Source organism: Kocuria sp. SL71, assembly GCF_026672465.1.
Lineage (GTDB): Bacteria > Actinomycetota > Actinomycetes > Actinomycetales > Micrococcaceae > Kocuria > Kocuria palustris.
Window position 1 is genome coordinate 206,421 of the sequence record NZ_JAPPRE010000001.1, and the last position, 16,966, is coordinate 223,386.

Consider the following 16,966-nt stretch of genomic DNA (forward strand, 5'->3'; position numbering starts at 1 on the left):
GCCATGCACCCCCACATGCCGCCGCCGTCGGGACCGTCCTGGGAGGTTCGCGAGCAGCCTGCAGAGGAGACGGAGTTCGTGGGCTTCGTGCGGCGCCTGGCGATCTGGTCGGTGCTCATCGCACTGGGCTCCCTGGGGGCGACCTTCCTGGGCTCGCGCGGGTTGATCCGCGACAACATGTACGACCCGATCTTCGACGGCGTGGCCCTGGGCGTGATCACCGTGGTGCTCGGCAGCGTGATGACGGGATGGTGGGGGTTCGACACGGACCGTCCGGGCAACGGCATCCCGCGGCGCTGGCTCGGGCTGGCCGTCTTCCTGGGCTCGATTCCGTGGGGGATCGTGCCCACCTTGGCCATGCTGGCTTGGCCCTACCTGCTGCGCGACGGCGAGCATCCATGGCATGTGGACGGGTCGCTGCCGATGGACGCGGCCGGTCTGGTGATCGTGGCGGTGCTGCTGTGGTCCGGTGCGAGCCTGGGCATGGCGTTCTTCCTGCCGCTGTCCATGGAGATCCATCCGCTGTGGCTGCGGGTGCTCTTCGTGCTCCCGTTCCTCGCCCTGATCATCGGGCTGCCGTGGTGGGGCGCCACGATGATCGACGGGAGCATCACAGCCTTCGACGGGGTCCTGGTGGTGGCGCTGGCGGTGTTCAGCCTGGTGGCCTCGCAGGTGATCGCCGCATTGGTCGTGTGGCTGGAGCGGCGCTCGACGCCGATGGCCCCGAGATGGTGACGGGCCAGCTGCGCTGTCAGCGGGCGGTGCCATGATGAGCGCAGGCGCGCCGCCGAGGGGGACTCTCCCCGACCAGCGCGTCACCGTTTCGCACCGGCCGCCCTGCGGGGTGGCCGCAGTTCCAGGAGGTTCCCATGTCAGAGACCACGCAGGGCGACGACGAGCTGCGCACGCCGGCCGCCGATGACACCGAGGGCGGTGCCGAGATGCTGGGTGCCACGGGCGAGGCCGGCGACGACTCCGCCCTGGAGAAGGACCCGGAGGAGTGGGTCAGCGGCGACGACCCCATGACCGAGTCCCAGAAGTCCTACCTGGACACGCTGGCTAAGCAGGCCGGGGAGACCGTCCCGGCAGATCTGACCAAGGCCGAGGCCTCGGAGCACATCGACCGGCTCAAGGGCTGACCCGAGACGACGCAGCGCCCCGAGCCGTCCGGGAACGGCTCGGGGCGCTGCGTCGTCCGGTCGGACGGCGATCTCGGGCTCGGACCTGAGGCGCCTCAGGCGCCTCGGATGATGTCCGAGGCTCGCTCGCCGATCAGCATGGTCGTGATGTTGGGATTCACCGCCACGAGCTGCGGCATGATCGATCCGTCGACCACGCGCAGCCCCTGGACGCCCTTGACCCGCAGCTCGGGGTCCAGCGGCGACATCTCGTCATCGGCCGAGCCCATGCGGCAGGTACCTGCCGGGTGATAGACGGTGTTGTGGGTCTTGGCGACGTAGTCGGCGATCTCCTCGTCCGTCTGGACGCCCTCGCCCGGGAAGAGCTCGCGCCCGCGGTATGCGTCCATGCCCGGCTGCGAGACGATCTCGCGCGCCTTCTTGATGCCTGCCACCGCGATGGCCATGTCGTAGCCGTCCTCATCGGTGAAGTAGCGCGGATCGACCCTGGGCTTGTCCCGGTAGTCGATCGTGCGCAGCCGCACCGTTCCGCGGGACTTCGCGTGCGTGACATTGGGGGTCAGCGCGAAGGACTCGGGGGAGGTCGGGTAGCCCTGGCGTCGTGTGTGCATGTCGAAGGGCACCGAGCCGTAGTGCATCATCAGGTCGGGCAGCTCCAGGCCCTCCTGGGTCGGGGAGAAGATCCCGATCTCCCACCACTGGGTGGAGTCGCGGGTCATGCGCTGGGTGCACTCCCAGGAGATCACGGCCTCGGGGTGGTCCTGGAGGTTCGAGCCCACGCCCGGGGAGTCCACCCGCACGTCGATCCCGACCTCCCGCAGGTGATCCGCCGGGCCGATCCCGGAGAGCATCAGCAGCTTGGGGGTGTCGATCGCCCCGGCCGAGAGGATGATCTCCTTGCGGGCCCTCATGATCGAGGAGCGATCGAAGCAGTTGTCGATGTACTCGATGCCCACGGCCCGCTGGTCGTCGTCGAACAGGACCTGCATGACCTGCCGGTTCGTGAGGATCTCGAGATTGTCCCGCTGCTGGATGGGGTGCAGGTAGGACACCGACGACGAGGCGCGGCGCCCGTCCGCCTGGCGGTTGACCTGGAAGAAGCTGGCGCCGTTGACCACGGTCTCGAAGTCGTTGAACGTGGCTCGGGGGATCCCCGCCTGCTCGCAGGCCTCGAGCAGGGCCACGCCCACGGGATCGTTCGGGGGCGCGTCCATGAGCTCCACGGGGCCGTCGGTCCCGTGCCGCTCACCGGAACGGGACTGATTCGATTCGAGGCGCTTGATCAGCGGGAGCATGGTCTCGGCGCTCCAGCCCTCGGCGCCCATCTGCTCCCACAGGTCCATGTCCTCCGCAGGAGGGTGGAAGGCGATGCAGGAGTTGTGCGACGAGCAGCCTCCCAGCACCTTGGCGCGGGCGTGGCGCATGAACGAGTTGCCGTTCTCCTGCGGCTCGATCGGGTAGTCCCAGTCGAGCCCGGATTCCAGCATCTCCGGCCAGCGGTTGAGCTGCAGGACCATCTCGTGGTCCAGGTCGTGGTCCCCGGCTTCGACCAGGGCCACGGAGACGTCCGGGTCCTCGCTGAGGCGGGCGGCGACGACGGCGCCGGCCGACCCGCCTCCCACGATGATGTAGTCGTACTCGGTGATCAGGTTCTCCGACACGGGCTCCTCGAGCACGCGGTCCTCCTTCTGCTGAGTGCGGGACATGGAAGCGGTCACTTCTGCGGGAACCAGCCGGTCACGGCGGGCTCGGTGTTCTGGTAGATGTGCTTGGCCTCGGTGTACTCCTCCAGGCCCGTGGGGCCGAGCTCGCGGCCCACGCCGGAGGACTTGAAGCCGCCCCACTCCGCCTGCGGCAGGTAGGGGTGGTAGTCGTTGATCCACACCGTGCCGTGGCGCAGACGACGGGACACGCGGTTGGCCGTTCCGGCATCCGAGGTCCACACCGCTCCGGCCAGGCCGTACTCCGTGTGATTGGCGGTCTCGATGGCCTCGGCCTCGGTGGAGAACGTCTCGACCGTGATGACGGGGCCGAAGCCCTCCTCGATCACCGCGGGGTTCTCCCGATCGCACTGGTCGAGCACGGTCGGGGCATAGAAGAACCCGTCCTGATGCTCCTCGCCGCCCCAGTGGCCGCCGACCCGCAGGCGGGCACCGGCCTCGATGCCGCGCTGGACGTAGTCGGTGACCTTGTCCCGGTGCTCCTTGGAGATCAGCGGGCCGGTCTCGGCCTTCTCGTCGAACGGACCGCCCATGACGATATCGCCGGCGCGGCGGACGACCTCGTCGACGAAGCGCTCCGCGATCGTGTCCTGCACGATCAGGCGCGTGCCCGCCGAGCAGACGAGCCCGGAGTCCGTGAACGCGGCATTGAGGGCGTTGTCCACGGCGGCGTCGAAGTCGGCATCGGCGAACACGACATTGGGGTTCTTGCCGCCCAGCTCCAGGGCGACCTTCTTCACGCCGTGGGCCGCCGACTCGGCGACCCTCCGGCCGGTGACCAGGCCTCCGGTGAAGGAGACGAGGTCGATCTCCGGGTGGCTCGACAGCGGGGCGCCGACGACTGCGCCGTCTCCGAGGACCAGGTTCGCGACTCCGGCGGGCAGCCCCAGCTCGTCGAGCACATCCACGATCAGGATCGCCGTGTGCGGGGTCAGCTCAGCCGGCTTGAGCACGAAGGTGTTGCCGGCCGCCAGCGCGGGGGCGATCTTCCACGCCGCCTGCAGCAGCGGGAAGTTCCACGGCGTGATCATGCCGCAGACGCCCACGGGCTCGTGGACCACCCGCGAGATGACGGTGTCGTCGCCCGCATCCACCAGACGGCCCGGGCTCTGGTCCGCGATCTTGCCGAAGTAGCGGAAGCAGGCCGCGATGTCGTCCATGTCGCCCTCGGCCTCGACCAGGCGCTTGCCGGTGTCGAGGGCCTCGGCACGGGCGAACTCGTCCTTGCGCTCGAGCAGGGCGTCCGAGACGCGGATCAGGAAGTCGCCGCGCTCAGCGGCGGGGGTCTCCACCCAGGTCCGGGCCTCGAACGCCTTGCGGGCGGCGAGGATGGCGCGCTCGACATCCTCGCCGGTGGCCTCGGCGACGACGCCGACCTCGGTGCCGTCGGCGGGGCAGATGATGGTGCGGGTCCCGCCGTCGGAGGAGGGGACCCACTCTCCGTCGATGTACAGGGTCGAGCTCGTCTCAGTCATGTCGCTCCTTCTCGGTCTGGGTGGTCTGGGCAGTGCGATCGTCCGAGGTCGCGTCCCTCGCGGCGACAGCGGGGATCTGGTCGGTGTCGACCCAGGTCTCCGGCGTGGTCCCGAGGACCGCGCCCGTGGCCAGGCCGCCGCCGTCGCCGCTGAGGTGCAGGTAGGCGATGTGGGCGTCGTAGACGTCCAGGACGTCGGCGATGACCTGGTCCTTGGTGTATCCCATGATGTCGCGGCCGCGCGACCCGTGGGTCGAGAAGATCTCGATACGGTAGTACACATCGCGGACCGCGGACAGGTTCGCGGCGAAGCTGGGCAGGGCGTGGGCCACGGGGTAGGCCTGGTACTTGAACTCCTCCGCCTCGGGGAAGGTGACGACGAGGTCCACGAAGGAGATGCCGCTGTCGGGGTGCTCGCCGCGGTGGCAGGCCACCGACAGCCCGAGGTCGGAGAGCTCGGCGGCGACCTCCTCCACCGCGGGTGCGGCGGTGCGCTCCACGAAGTCCTGCGCTTGGGAGGCGGAGGCGTACGACATCCGGTCGCGCAGCCGCTGGCGCCAGGTGACCTGCTGCCCGCTCTCGCGGACTCGGCTCGTGAGCAGCGCCGGCAGCGCGGCCTGCCGCGATTCGAGGTTCACGTGCTCGGTGCGCAGCATCTTCCAGAGGCTGGCCATCACGACCCAGACGAGCAGGGACAGCGGCAGGCCGACGATCACGGTGGCCGCCTGGAGCGTGTAGACGCCGTCGATGAACAGCATGACGAGGGTCAGCACGCCGGTGATGACGGCCCAGACGATACGCAGCCACGGCGGGCCGTCGGAGTCGGTGTCGGTGGCCTTGGAGGACATGTTCGCCAAGACGAGCGAGCCGGAGTCCGCAGAGGTCACGTAGAAGAACAGGCCCGTCAGCAGCGCGAGCGGAATGGTGAAGAACGCCCCCGGATACTGCTCGAGGAGATTGAAGAAGCCGGACTCAGGCAGGCTGACCGCCAGGTCGAGGAAGTCCTGATCGTCGGCGCTCATCAGGGTGGCGTTGCCGAAGATCGAGACCCACAGCAGGATGAAGGCGAACGGGATGAGCAGCACGCCGAAGACGAACTGGCGCAGGGTGCGGCCTCGCGAGATGCGGGCCAGGAAGAGGCTGACGAACGGCGCCCAGGCGATCCACCAGGCCCAGAAGAACAGGGTCCAGTCGGCCATCCACTGATCCGCGGGATAGGCAGGCGGCCCGTCCGTGTAGGCGAAGGTGTTCATCATCATCCCGGGGAACCGGGAGAAGAAGTCGCCGATGTTCTGCACGAGGGCGTTGAGCAGCTCGTGCGTGCGGCCCGTGAACAGGATCCAGAGCATCAGGACGATGGCCAGCAGCACGTTCAGCTCGGACAGGCGTCGGATCCCCTTGTCCACCCCGGAGACCGTGGAGGCGATGGTGATCAGCACGGCGACGGCCATGAGCGCCACCTGCACGGCCACGTTCGTGGGGATGCCGAAGATCGCGGCGAGCCCGTAGTTCAGGAACACCACGCCGATGCCCAGCGAGACCGAGATGCCGAAGACCGTGCCGATCACGGCGCCGATCTCCGCGGCGTGGCCGATGCCGCCGTGGATGCGCTTGCCGAAGATCGGCGCCAGGGCCGATCGGATGCTCAGCGGCAGGTGGTAGCGGTAGGCCACCAGCCCGAACACCATTCCCATCAGCGCGTAGAGGGCCCAGCCCGGGATCCCGTACTGGAAGATGGTCCACAGCGGCGCCATCCGCGCGGCCTCATCGGACATCGGGGCGACGTCCGGGGGCGTGAGGATGTTCGTGGCAGGTCCGGAGATCCCGAAGAACATCAGATCGACGCCGATGCCCGCGGCGAAGAGCATCGCCGCCCACGTGAACGGGTTGTACTTGGGCTTGGAGTGATCGGGGCCCATCTTGGTCTGGCCCACCCGGGAGAGCGCGACCACCAGGACGAAGACCACGACGGCCGTCACGGTCAGGACGTAGTACCAGCCGAAGTTGGTGGCGATCCAGCTCATGGAGCCGAAGATCGCGGTCTCCGCGCTCGCCGGCCAGATGGCGGCCCAGGCGGCGAAGGCGACGATGATCGCCGAGGCTCCGATGAAGACGGGCCAGCTGACGGCGGAGTGGCGGGGGCCGCCCTGATCGAGGGGCTCGCGTCTGAGCGGGTCGCCGGCTCCGTGGCCGACGGTGCCGGGTGACGGCGGTGCGGTGGATCCTGCCATGAGAGTTCCTTCCGGGTGGACGAGATCTTTCCGGCGTGCAGGCGGCTGATCTCCGCGCAGCGATGGTGCACCGGGGGATCAGCCGACCCTTTCACTTTAGGGAGCCTCGACGAGGAACTCATGTCCGCGCTGCGGGTGCCTGTCACCTGGTGCGACCTGCCCGACCGTCTCCTGAGTAGGAAAGAGAAGCGTTTGGTCAGGCTCATCTCATTGAGGTGAGGCTCATCACGCGAAGCTGAGCCTCAGCTCAGCAATGCATTTCACAGCGCATGTTCTGGCTTTCTGAAGCGACCTCTCCTATAGTCCTTATTATGAAGATTTCACAGGAAATGGAAGCCAAGTTCAACGATCAGATCACCCTCGAGTTCGAGGCCTCGCTGGTCTACCGCCAGCTGGCCGTCGAGGCCGAGCGCATGGACCTCGTGGGCATGGCCGCGTGGTTCCGCCACCAGGCCGACGAGGAGATCGTCCACGCCAACAAGTTCATCGACCACGTCGATGCCCGTGATGGCCACGTCCAGATCGGCAGCCTGAGCGCCCCGGCGCAGTTCGCCGATCCGTCCGCTCTGGACCTCTTCGAGGCCGCCTTCAAGCACGAGCAGAAGGTCTCGGAGGCCATCCAGAATCTCTACCGCGCTGCTGATGAGGCCGGCGACTTCGATTCCCGCCCTATCCTCAACTGGTTCACCTCGGAGCAGATCGAGGAGGAGTCGACGGTCGACGAGATCATCGGCCGCATCCGCCTCGTTGGCGACGACGGCTCGGGCCTGCTGCGCATGGACTCCGAGCTGGGTGCCCGCCCGGCCACGACCACCGAGGCCTGATCCGAAGCATCGCTTCGCCGGTCGCGGCATGATGGAGCCCGCCGCCCCTGTCGGGGACGGCGGGCTTCGTCGTTCTCCCACCGCTGGGCGAGCGCCGCAGCTCAGCGGTGCTTGAACTCCGGGTCGCGCTTCTCGATGAACGCGGCCATGCCCTCCTTCTGGTCCTCCGTGGCGAACAGGCCGTGGAACAGCCTCCGCTCGGCGACCAGCCCCTGTGACAGCGGGGTCTCCAGGGCTGTGTGCACCGCCTCCTTGGCGGCCATGGTCGCGATCAGCGACTTCGAGGCGATGGTCTGCGCGATCTCCAGGGACTCGTCATGGAACTCGTCGGCGGGGATCACGCGCGAGACGAGCCCGGCGCGCTCCGCTTCCTGGGCATCCATCTGGCGCCCGGTGAGGACCATGTCCATGGCCTTGGGGCGCCCGATCGCCCGCGTCAGGCGCTGCGACCCGCCCATGCCGGGCAGCACGCCCAGATTGATCTCCGGCTGTCCGAACCTGGCGGTCTCGGAGGCGATCAGCAGATCGCACAGCATGGCTAGCTCGCAGCCCCCGCCCAGGGCGTAGCCGCTCACGGCGGCGATGGTGGGGGTGCGGATCTCGGCCAGGCCCTGCCAGCCGGCGAACCAGTCGGTGGCGAACATCTCGGCGAAGCCCCGGTCGGCCATCTCCTTGATGTCGGCTCCTGCGGCGAAGGCCTTGTCCGAGCCGGTCAGCAGGATCGCGCCGATCCCGTGGTCGGCATCGAAGGCTCGGGCGGCGTGCAGGACATCGGACAGCACCTGCGAGTTCAGCGCGTTCAGGGCCTTGGGGCGGTTCAGGGTGATGATTCCGACCCGCCCCTTCGTCTTCACGAGGATGGTGTCGTAGGTCTGCTCGGTCTCGGTCATGGGGCGAGTCTACGAGTCGTGCCGTCTGTGCGTGGGCCGGTTTACACGCGAGCACCCCGCGATAGGTTGTCCTCAGACCCGGCGCAGACCCCACGGTGGCCCCCATGCCGCTGCAGCAGATCGTCGCCCCGCTCGGTCTCCTTCCGTTGTCCCGACGACAGCCTGCAAGCCGTGGCCGGCATCGGCGCCCGGTTGTGGGATCGGCTCTGGGATCTTCCCTGCACCAAGGGCCTGCATCCGTTCCAGGAGATCCAGGGCGCGCGCCACCGGGCGCCGTCCACGCCGGGCGATCTGCTCCTGCATCTGCGGGCGAAGAACATGGACGTGTGCTTCGAGCTCGCGAGCATGATGATGGACCGGCTGCGCGGTCACGCCGAGGTGGTCGACGAGACCCACGGCTACAAGTTCTTCGACCAGCGCGATCTGCTCGGCTACGTCGACGGCTCCGAGAACCCGGAGGGGCAGACGGGCCAGGACTGGGTGAGCATCGACTCCGCCGAGGACCCGGATTACGCCGGGGCCAGCTACGTGATCGTGCAGAAGTACCTCCGCGACATGCAGGCGTGGAACGCGCTGAGCGTCGAGCAGCAGGACGATGCGATCGGGCGCACCAAGGCCGAGAACAGCGAGCTGCCCGAGGAGCGCAAGCCCCAGGACTCCCACGTGCACCTGAACTCGACCCCGGACGACGACGGCCGCGATCTCAAGTTCGTGCGCGACAACCGCCCGTTCGGCACGATCGGCACCGCCGAATCCGGCGCGTACTTCATCGGCGACACCAAGGACCCGGCGATCATCGAACGGATGCTGCGCAGCATGTTCGTGGGCGAGCCTGAGGGCACCACGGACCGCGTCCTGGACTTCTCCACGGCCACCACCGGCTCGCTGTTTATCGTGCCCACCGATGCATTCCTGGACGACGATCAGCCAGCCGCCGCTCGCTGATCCGCAGTCACAGCCCCGGCACAGCTTCGGGTGGTCCCCGGCATAGCGAGCGCGCCCAGACTCGGGGTCATGAACAGCACCGACAACAGCGCAGCCCATACCATCACCACCGCCGACCACTCCAACAGGCCCGCCTCTCGCTGGAGCCGCCTGAGGGTGGGAGCCGCCGGGATCGGCGTCGCCGCCCTGCTGGCCACGACCGCCTGCGGCACCGTCGGCCAGGCCTCGGACACGTCCTCCGACAGCGCTGCGACCAGCGTCTCGACCTCGGTGGAGACCAGCGCGAACACCTCCACGACGGAGTCGTCTCTCGACAGCTCCGCCGAGGTCCAGGCCCTGGCTCAGGCCTTCGCCGACACCCTGGATGACGATCAGCTGGCCGAGCTGAACCAGGACTACAGCTACGAGAATGCGACCAACTGGTCGAACTTCCCGCAGGAGCTGCTCCAGAACGGCATGGGCGGCGGTCCCGGAGGGACGAGTTCGTCGTCGGGGCGTGTGGGTCTGCAGATCTCGACCCTGGACGACGAGCAGCGAGCGGCTCTCGAGGAGCTGATGGCCGCCGCGCTGGGCGGGGAGGACAACGAGGGCTACGACGAGGTCATGGCCATCCTGGCCGCCGACGACTACCTGGCCGAGAACTACGGCGGCACGGACTACGGCTCGGAGAACTACTACATCGCCTTTCTCGGCGAGGTCACCGACAGCGGCACCTGGGAGCTGCAGTTCGGCGGGCACCACCTGGCGGTGTCCAACACCTACACGGACGGTGAGCTGGTCAGTGCGACCCCGTCCTTCCGCGGCACGGAGCCCACGGGAGAGTTCACGTTCGACGGCGAGACTTATGACCCGCTGTCCCAGGAGACGGACGCGCTCTCCGCGCTGGCGGAGTCCCTGACCGAGGAGCAGTTGGCCGAGGCCGCCACCGATCAGTCCGACCTGCTGCTGGGCCCGGGCCAGGACGGCGAGTTCCCCGAGGAGGAGGGCGTGAAGGTCTCGGATCTGTCGGGGGAGCAGCAGGAGCTCGTGCTGGCGGCGATCGAGACCTACGTCGATGACCTGCCCGAGGACGAGGCGGCCGAGTACATGGCCACGTACGAGTCCGAGCTCGAGGACACCTACGTCCTGTTCTCCGGGAGCACGGACTTCTCCACCGCCGGCGACTACATCCGCATCGACGGGCCCAGCGTGTGGATCGAGCTGGCCATGCAGAACGGCGTGGCGACCTCCGAGCCGCACATCCATTCGGTGTGGCGAGATTCCGAGACGGACTACGCCGGGCTCACCGAGGACTCCTCGAGCGCCGACTCCACGGAGTGAGCATCCCGACCGGCTCAGTCGGCCGACGGTGACCTACGACGACGGATCCCCGGCGCGTTGCTGCGCCGGGGATCCGTCGTCATGCGGTTCAGGTGAAGCGAGCGATCACTCGGGCCAGTCGGAGCCGCGGATCTCGTCGACGAAGTTGCCGCGCTCGAAGCCCGGCATCTGATCGGCCAAGACATCGGCCTTCACGTTGCCGAACGTGGTCTGCGGACGGTGGAACAAGCCCTGCGCGAAGGACTCGATGATGCCCTCCTTGAAGCGCGGGCGGGGGTGCACGGAGGTGATCTCCTCGCGCTGGGCATCGGTCAGCTCGTGGTAGTCCACGCCCATCACGTCGAGCTCCACGCCGCGGGTCACCAGCTCGACGAGCGGGGACATGTGCAGCGGGACCATGGGGGTCGTGTGCAGCGCGATCGAGGCCCAGGCCTCCTCGGCGTCGTGCTGGCTGTAGCCGTGGCCGGTGAGGAAGTCCCGCACGACGTTCGCGGCGTCGATCTCGAAGCGCAGGTCGTCGGAGCGGTACTTCTCGGTCAGCCCGAGATCGTGGAACATCGCGGAGATGTAGAGCAGCTCGTCGTCGAATCCGCGGCCCAGGGCGTGCCCGCGCAGGGAGCCGAAGACGAACACGCGACGGCTGTGGTGATACAGCAGATCGGACTCGACGTCGCGGACCAGCTCAGTGGCCTCCCGGGCGACGGCGCTGTCGGGAATGGTGATGCCGGCGATGATCTCGGCCATGGGATCCATCCTTTCGGTACGGTGAAGATGCTGATATTCACCCTGGTCCGCCGCATAGGATCGGGCCATGTTCCATCAGCCTGCATCCCCTCGGAATCGGACATGACCGCCGACGGTGCGCCTCCGATGCGCCGCGTGGACATCGTGGTGTTCGACGGCATGACCCTGCTGGATGCCACCGGCCCGCTCGAGGTCCTGCGCGTCGCCGATCCGTCCGGGGAGCTGTACTGCACGCGTCTGGTCTCCGCCGCCGGCGGCCGGGTGCGCTCGTCGGCGGGGCTCGAGGTCCTCACGGAGTCGCCCAGCGCAGAAGGCGCTGCGGACACGGTGATCGTCGTCGGCGGGGACCGGCTGGTCGCCGAGCCGATCGAGGACGAGCTGCTGCAGCTGGCGGGGGACCTGGCCCAGAACGCGCGCCGGGTAGCGTCGGTCTGCACGGGAGCGTTCGTGCTGGCCCGGCTCGGACTGCTCGACGGACGCCGCGTGACCACTCATTGGCGCCATGCGCAGGCGCTGGCGGACCGGTTCCCCCTGCTCGACGTCCAGCCCGACGTCATCCACGTGCGTGATGGACGCATCGCGACCTCGGCGGGCATCTCCGCGGGACTGGACCTCACCCTGGCTCTGGTCGAGGAGGATCTGGGGGCGGCTGCGGCGCGTGAGGCCGCCCGCGAGCTCGTGGTGTTCATGCAGCGCTCGGGCGGACAGGCGCAGTTCTCCTCCGCCCTGCGACAGGCGACCGTGGGCGATGCGGGGCTCCAGACGGTGATGGGCGAGGTGCTCGAGCATCCGGAGCGCAGTCACTCCGTGGCGTCCATGGCCGAGCGCCTGGGGGTGAGCTCTCGGCAGCTGCACCGGCTGGTGAGGGCGCAGACAGGCTTGTCGCCCATGCAGTGGCTCGAGGCCGCGCGGGTCGACGCCGCCCGCGAGATCATCCACAGCGACATGCCGCTGACGTCAGTGGCCAGACGAGCTGGATTCGGGTCGGACGAGACGATGCGCCGCGCCTTCCTGCGGCAGCTCGGGGTGACGCCGAGCGGCTTCCGCGAGCGCTTCACCAGCACGGGCCCCTAGGCATGGGATGAGCAGGGGCGGCTGGTCCCCGGCGCCGCCTGCTTCAGCCGGTCGGTAGGCCCAGCGCTCGCAGCGTCTCCAGGACGTTCTCGCGGTCGCCGACGACGAACCTGCGGGTGGCGCCGTCCTGCAGCTCGATCTCCAGGCCCTTGAGCGCCTGCTGGGAGAAGGTGCGCACGACGCGGATCGTCTCAGCGGGAGCCCACCACTGCCCGCCGGGAAGGTTCATGGAGTGCGGTTCGAAGCTCACGCCGTTCGGCCAGATCAGCAGGTGGCCTCCGTCGGCCAGGTACCCGAATCCGCCGGTGATCAGCTGGACCGGGTTCCAGGCCAGCACCTTGCCGAGGCCATCGGTCTCATCGGCAGGGCGCAGGTGGTTGGCACTGAGCCTCAGCAGCGGCTGCGGCGGATTCGGAGGAGCAGTCATGGACAGCAGGGTAGGGGAGGGCTCGGCCGGATGCGCGGCCCAGGGCCGGAGACGACGAGACCCGCACCGCCCTGAGGGGGACGGCGCGGGTCTCGTGCGCTGAGGACGTCAGCCGATCACTGCACTGGCACGACGGGTGCGTCCTCCTCACCGGGCAGCGGAGCCGTGGCGGTGAAGCCGGGCAGCTGGACGGAGTCGGTGACCTCCTGGCCGTCCTCCACGAAGTTCGCACCCACGAAGTACGAGCCCGGAGACATGTACAGCGGCACCTCGGCCTGGCCGTTCTCATCCAGCGGCACCAGCGGACCCGTGGGCACCCCGTGGAAGGTGATCTGGACGTAGTCCTGCACGGTCGGATCGGCCTGCGGGAAGGTCACGACCGCAGCCAGATCCTGGCGGTAGTCGCCGTTGGTGGTCGGCTGGCCGTCAGCGGTGATGACTCCGGTGCCCGTCTGCTCGACAGCCGGAGCGGGCTCCTGAGCCGGAGCAGCATGGGCGGCCACGGCCGAACCGGCCACGGCAGCGGTGGCCAGCATGGGGAGCGCCAGGATTCGTCGGATGCTCGTGCGCATGATTCACACCTCCGTGCGATGAGGCGGTCCCTTCTCTCTCATCCTCGGGACCGCTCCTCGGGACCGCCGGGAAGTGCACACCCTAAGGAGATGAACCTGAATGTTCGGGCCCTCAGCCTGGGAATCCGATCACCTTCCGATAACAATCAGGTGCTTGCAGGAGCATAATTTGCGGTCTTCATGACGCATAGCCTGGGCTCATGGGATTCACGCGAGAGCAGCTGAAGCAGCAGTACGGGCGCGAGGTCCCGGACCTGCTGCCGGATCCGCTGCGGCTGCTGTTCGTGGGCATCAATCCGAGCCTGCGCTCCGCGGCCACCGGCGCGCACTTCAGCGGCCCGGGCAATCGCTTCTATCCGGCGCTGCATCGCGCGGGGATCACCCGGCACCTCATCGAAGCGTCCGACGGATTCAGCGACGACGACCTGGCGGAGCTGACCTCGCGCGGGATCGGCATCACGAACCTCTGGCCGCTGGCCACGGCTCGCGCCGATGAGCTGACCCGCGAGCAGCTGCGCACAGGGCAGGACCGGTTGGCCGCGACCGTCGCAGGGTACCGCCCGGCCGTCGTGGCCGTCGTCGGGATCACCGCCTTCCGAGTCGCCTTCGGGCAGCCCAAGGCGGCCACAGGTGAGCAGGACAGCCCCTGGGAAGGGACGCGGCTGTTCGTCGCGCCCAATCCGAGCGGGCTGAACGCCCATTCGTCGTTGGAGGATCTGGCAAGGGCCTACGGCGAGATCGCCAGGGCTGCGGGAATCGACCTGGAGCCCGCGGACGACTGACGATACGGGCGCTGTCCGGCGCAAGTCACCGGGCCGAGCGGGGCGCTCAGGCCAGCAGTCCGCCGACGGACTCCACGACCTGCATGGCGGCCAGGAAGCCGAAGAGCAGGAAGCACACCGAGAGCAGGACGTTGGCCGGTGCGCGATTGCGCAGCGTCTCGTGGATCCCACGGCGGTTCAGCAGCACCAGAAGGGCGATGGCCAGCACCGGCAGGATGAAGGCGCTGATCGCCGCGTAGATGAGCACGAGCGTCACCGGCCGGCCGGTGCCCATGATGGCCAGGGCGCAGATCGTCAGGTAGATCAGGGCGATGCGGAACTCGGGCGCCTTGGAGGACATGTCCAGACCCGGGGCGTCCTGATGGGGGTAGCGGCGCAGCACGCGCAGGCAGTCGGCGGTCACGTAGGCAATGCCCGAGAAGCCGCCGAGCACGCTCGTGTAGACCACCGCCAGGAAGCTGAGCAGGAACACGAGACGCACGAAGCAGCCCAGGGAGGCCCCGAGTGAGTCCGCCATGGCGAACATGGCGCCGTTGTCCGAGATGGTGAAGCCCTGGCCGTAGAGCAGGAACGCCCCGACCATCGTCATGGCCACCGCGAACACGAAGACCACGCCGTAGCTGATGAGCAGATCCGTGCGGATCGTGGCCTTCCACTGCACGCCGCGCCAGGCCTTCTCCCGGATCCAGAACGAGTAGGCAAGGATCCCGGTGGCTCCGCCCACGCCGCCGATCAGCGACAGGACGGTGATCAGGGACCCGCCGGGCATGACGGGCACGAGGGTCTGCGTGGCGATCTCCTGAGCCTCCTGACCCTGGGCCGTGGTGATCGCCAGGGCGACGATGCCGAAGAACATCAGGATGCCGAAGCCCATCATGACCTTCTCGACGAACCCGTAGCGCCCGACCCACAGCATGAAAATGGCCGAGGCCAGCACGACGATCGCGGTGGGCCAGAACGGCAGCCCGGGGATGAGGCTCTGCAGGATCATGGCGCACACCGAGACCACGCTGGCGCCGAAGAACAGCCCCACGAGCAGCTCGGCCACGAGGAACACCACTGGGAAGAAGCGCCCGCCGGCGGTGGACATGTGCGACATCAACGAGCGGTCGCCGCTCATCTGCACGCGGGCCACGGCCTCCGAGAGCACGAACTTGAGCAGGATGCCGACCGTGAACACCCAGATCAGGGCCAGCCCGTGCTCGGCGCCCGAGTTCAGTGTGGTGATCATGTCCGAGGCGCCAACACTCGACAGCGCCAGGACGATCCCCGGCCCGATCAGGCGCAGCCTCCCTCGGGTGGTGCGGGGAGCCTGCAGGGGCTCATGCGGTGCGGCGGCTGAGGGCGGGATGGTCATGGCGCTGTCCTGGGCATCGGCGTCGAGGGCCTTCTCACCCTAGGGGTCCGTCGCCTCGTGCACCGTTCGGGTGTCGTCACCCGCGGCTATCGTCGATCCCATGTCCGCACTGTCTGAAGCCGCCGAGTCCGTCACGATCTCCACCGTGGGCGATGGCCCCGTCGTCGTCGCGTTCCTGCACGGGCTGATGGGGCGCGGCAAGAACTTCACGCGCTTCGCCAAGGACCTCTCGGCCCAGTGCACGAGCCTGCTGGTGGACCTGCCGAACCACGGGACCTCGGGGTGGACGGACGAGTTCTCCTACGAGGACATGGCGGACACGGTCGCAGAGGCCCTGCGTGCCAAGGCCGGCGACCGGAAGATCATGCTCGTGGGCCACTCCATGGGCGGCAAGGTCGCCATGCTGATCGCCCTGCGCCACCCGGAGCTGATCGAGCGGCTCATGGTCGTGGACATCTCGCCGGGGCGCTCCTGGGAGGACGGCGGCGAGTTCCCGCACCTGCTGGGCAGCCTGCGGGAGCTGGACCTGGCGAACGTGGAGAACCGCGGCGACGCCGATGCCAAGCTGGCTGAGGCCATCCCCAAGGACTCGGTGCGCCTCTTCCTGCTGCAGAATCTGCGCTACTCGGACGGCGCCTGGGGGTGGCAGCCGAACCTCGATCTGCTGTATCAGTCCCTGGAGGAGATCGGCGGCTTCCCCGTCACGAACCAGAGCTTCGACGGCCCCGTGCTGTGGGTGGCCGGCTCGGAGTCGGACTACGTCAGCGAGGCCAAGCTGCCGCTGATGTCCCAGCTCTTCCCGCGCGTCGAGCTGCGCACGGTCCAGGGCGCGGGCCACTGGGTGCACTCGGAGAAGCCGGAGGAGTTCGAGCAGCTGCTGCACGAGCTGATCGACTGAGCGGAACGGGAGCGCCCCCGCGTAGGCTCGACGTCATGGAGCTTCGTATTCAGCCCGGTGACATCACGACCATGGACGTGGACGCGGTGGTCAACGCGGCCAACTCGTCCCTGATGGGCGGCGGGGGAGTGGACGGCGCGATCCACCGCGCCGGCGGCCCGTCGATCCTCCAGCAGTGCAAGCAGCTGCGCGCCGAGCAGCTGCCGGACGGCCTCCCGGCGGGCCAGGCCGTGGCCACGACGGCCGGGGGAGATGCCCGCACGCTGGGTCATCCACACCGTGGGGCCCACCTATGCCAAGACCATCGACAAGTCCGCGACGCTGGCCTCCTGCTATCGGGAGTCCCTGCGCGTCGCCGCCGAGATCGGCGCGCGCACCGTGGCGTTCCCCGCGATCTCCGCCGGCGTCTACGGCTGGCCCATGGATGACGCCGCCCGCATCGCCGTCGAGACGTCGGAGGCGATGCGGGCGGAGGTGGGGCAGCAGATCGACGAGGTCGTCTTCGTGCCCTTCGGAGAGTCCGCGCAGCAGGCCTTCCGCACCGCGCTCTCGAACCTGGCGGACTGAC

16 protein-coding genes and 1 pseudogene are annotated in these 16,966 nt (G+C 68.5%); 9 read left to right on the top strand and 8 right to left on the bottom strand.

Annotated elements, in window-relative coordinates; translation table 11 throughout:
* Positions 1-3: 3 nt before the first annotated feature.
* Together OVA15_RS01010 and OVA15_RS01015 are read left to right on the top strand one after the other, a co-directional pair.
* Positions 4-735, top strand: a complete 732-nt coding sequence (locus tag OVA15_RS01010) for a hypothetical protein (protein ID WP_268142504.1) — start codon at positions 4-6, stop codon at positions 733-735.
* Positions 736-869: 134 nt separating this feature from the next.
* Positions 870-1,139 carry a DUF3072 domain-containing protein gene (locus OVA15_RS01015; protein ID WP_024290970.1) on the top strand — a complete coding sequence of 90 codons (270 nt, stop codon included), beginning with the start codon at positions 870-872 and terminating at the stop codon, positions 1,137-1,139.
* Between the two features lie 95 nt (positions 1,140-1,234).
* On the opposite strand, the gene OVA15_RS01020 is transcribed toward OVA15_RS01015, so the two are convergent.
* The 3 genes from OVA15_RS01020 to betT are packed head-to-tail and all read right to left on the bottom strand — an operon-like array spanning position 1,235 to position 6,565.
* Positions 1,235-2,845, bottom strand: a complete 1,611-nt coding sequence (locus OVA15_RS01020) for a GMC family oxidoreductase (protein WP_268142506.1) — start codon at positions 2,843-2,845, stop codon at positions 1,235-1,237.
* Between the two features lie 8 nt (positions 2,846-2,853).
* Positions 2,854-4,335, bottom strand: a complete 1,482-nt coding sequence (locus OVA15_RS01025) for an aldehyde dehydrogenase family protein (RefSeq protein WP_268142508.1) — start codon at positions 4,333-4,335, stop codon at positions 2,854-2,856.
* Complete coding sequence (betT, locus tag OVA15_RS01030) at positions 4,328-6,565, bottom strand: choline BCCT transporter BetT (protein ID WP_268142510.1); 2,238 nt, start codon at positions 6,563-6,565, stop codon at positions 4,328-4,330. The genes OVA15_RS01025 and betT overlap by 8 nt, the downstream gene beginning before the upstream one ends.
* 311 nt (positions 6,566-6,876) lie before the next feature.
* On the opposite strand from betT, the gene OVA15_RS01035 reads away from it, so the two are divergent.
* Entirely contained in the window at positions 6,877-7,389 is a 513-nt protein-coding gene (locus OVA15_RS01035) for a ferritin (protein ID WP_024290965.1), read from the top strand.
* 101 nt (positions 7,390-7,490) lie between these two features.
* Here OVA15_RS01035 and OVA15_RS01040 read toward each other — a convergent pair whose 3' ends face one another.
* Entirely contained in the window at positions 7,491-8,279 is a 789-nt protein-coding gene (locus OVA15_RS01040) for an enoyl-CoA hydratase (RefSeq protein WP_268142513.1), read from the bottom strand.
* A gap of 27 nt (positions 8,280-8,306) precedes the next feature.
* Between OVA15_RS01040 and OVA15_RS01045 the strand changes: the two genes are divergently transcribed.
* Positions 8,307-9,224: a Dyp-type peroxidase gene (locus OVA15_RS01045; protein ID WP_268145551.1), complete on the top strand. Its 918-nt coding sequence runs from the start codon at positions 8,307-8,309 to the stop codon at positions 9,222-9,224.
* Positions 9,225-9,293: 69 nt separating this feature from the next.
* A complete protein-coding gene (locus OVA15_RS01050) occupies positions 9,294-10,544 on the top strand; it encodes a DUF3500 domain-containing protein (protein ID WP_268142515.1) in 1,251 nt (416 codons plus the stop codon).
* A gap of 105 nt (positions 10,545-10,649) precedes the next feature.
* Here OVA15_RS01050 and OVA15_RS01055 read toward each other — a convergent pair whose 3' ends face one another.
* Positions 10,650-11,288 (bottom strand): HD domain-containing protein, encoded by a 639-nt coding sequence (locus OVA15_RS01055; protein WP_268142517.1) that lies wholly within the window; start codon positions 11,286-11,288, stop codon positions 10,650-10,652.
* Between the two features lie 102 nt (positions 11,289-11,390).
* On the opposite strand from OVA15_RS01055, the gene OVA15_RS01060 reads away from it, so the two are divergent.
* Positions 11,391-12,362: a GlxA family transcriptional regulator gene (locus tag OVA15_RS01060; protein ID WP_006214968.1), complete on the top strand. Its 972-nt coding sequence runs from the start codon at positions 11,391-11,393 to the stop codon at positions 12,360-12,362.
* Between the two features lie 43 nt (positions 12,363-12,405).
* Here the strand turns inward: OVA15_RS01060 and OVA15_RS01065 are convergent, their stop codons facing one another.
* Positions 12,406-12,789: a hypothetical protein gene (locus OVA15_RS01065; RefSeq protein WP_137801924.1), complete on the bottom strand. Its 384-nt coding sequence runs from the start codon at positions 12,787-12,789 to the stop codon at positions 12,406-12,408.
* 116 nt (positions 12,790-12,905) lie between these two features.
* Entirely contained in the window at positions 12,906-13,361 is a 456-nt protein-coding gene (locus OVA15_RS01070) for a hypothetical protein (protein ID WP_268142522.1), read from the bottom strand.
* Positions 13,362-13,561: 200 nt separating this feature from the next.
* On the opposite strand from OVA15_RS01070, the gene OVA15_RS01075 reads away from it, so the two are divergent.
* Entirely contained in the window at positions 13,562-14,143 is a 582-nt protein-coding gene (locus tag OVA15_RS01075; RefSeq protein ID WP_268142524.1) for a mismatch-specific DNA-glycosylase, read from the top strand.
* A 46-nt stretch (positions 14,144-14,189) separates the two neighbouring features.
* On the opposite strand, the gene OVA15_RS01080 is transcribed toward OVA15_RS01075, so the two are convergent.
* Entirely contained in the window at positions 14,190-15,500 is a 1,311-nt protein-coding gene (locus OVA15_RS01080; RefSeq protein ID WP_268142526.1) for an Nramp family divalent metal transporter, read from the bottom strand.
* Between the two features lie 100 nt (positions 15,501-15,600).
* On the opposite strand from OVA15_RS01080, the gene OVA15_RS01085 reads away from it, so the two are divergent.
* Together OVA15_RS01085 and OVA15_RS01090 are read left to right on the top strand one after the other, a co-directional pair.
* A complete protein-coding gene (locus OVA15_RS01085) occupies positions 15,601-16,398 on the top strand; it encodes an alpha/beta fold hydrolase (RefSeq protein WP_268142528.1) in 798 nt (265 codons plus the stop codon).
* A gap of 35 nt (positions 16,399-16,433) precedes the next feature.
* Positions 16,434-16,965, top strand: a pseudogene (locus OVA15_RS01090) (O-acetyl-ADP-ribose deacetylase).
* The last annotated feature ends 1 nt before the right edge of the window (position 16,966 follow it).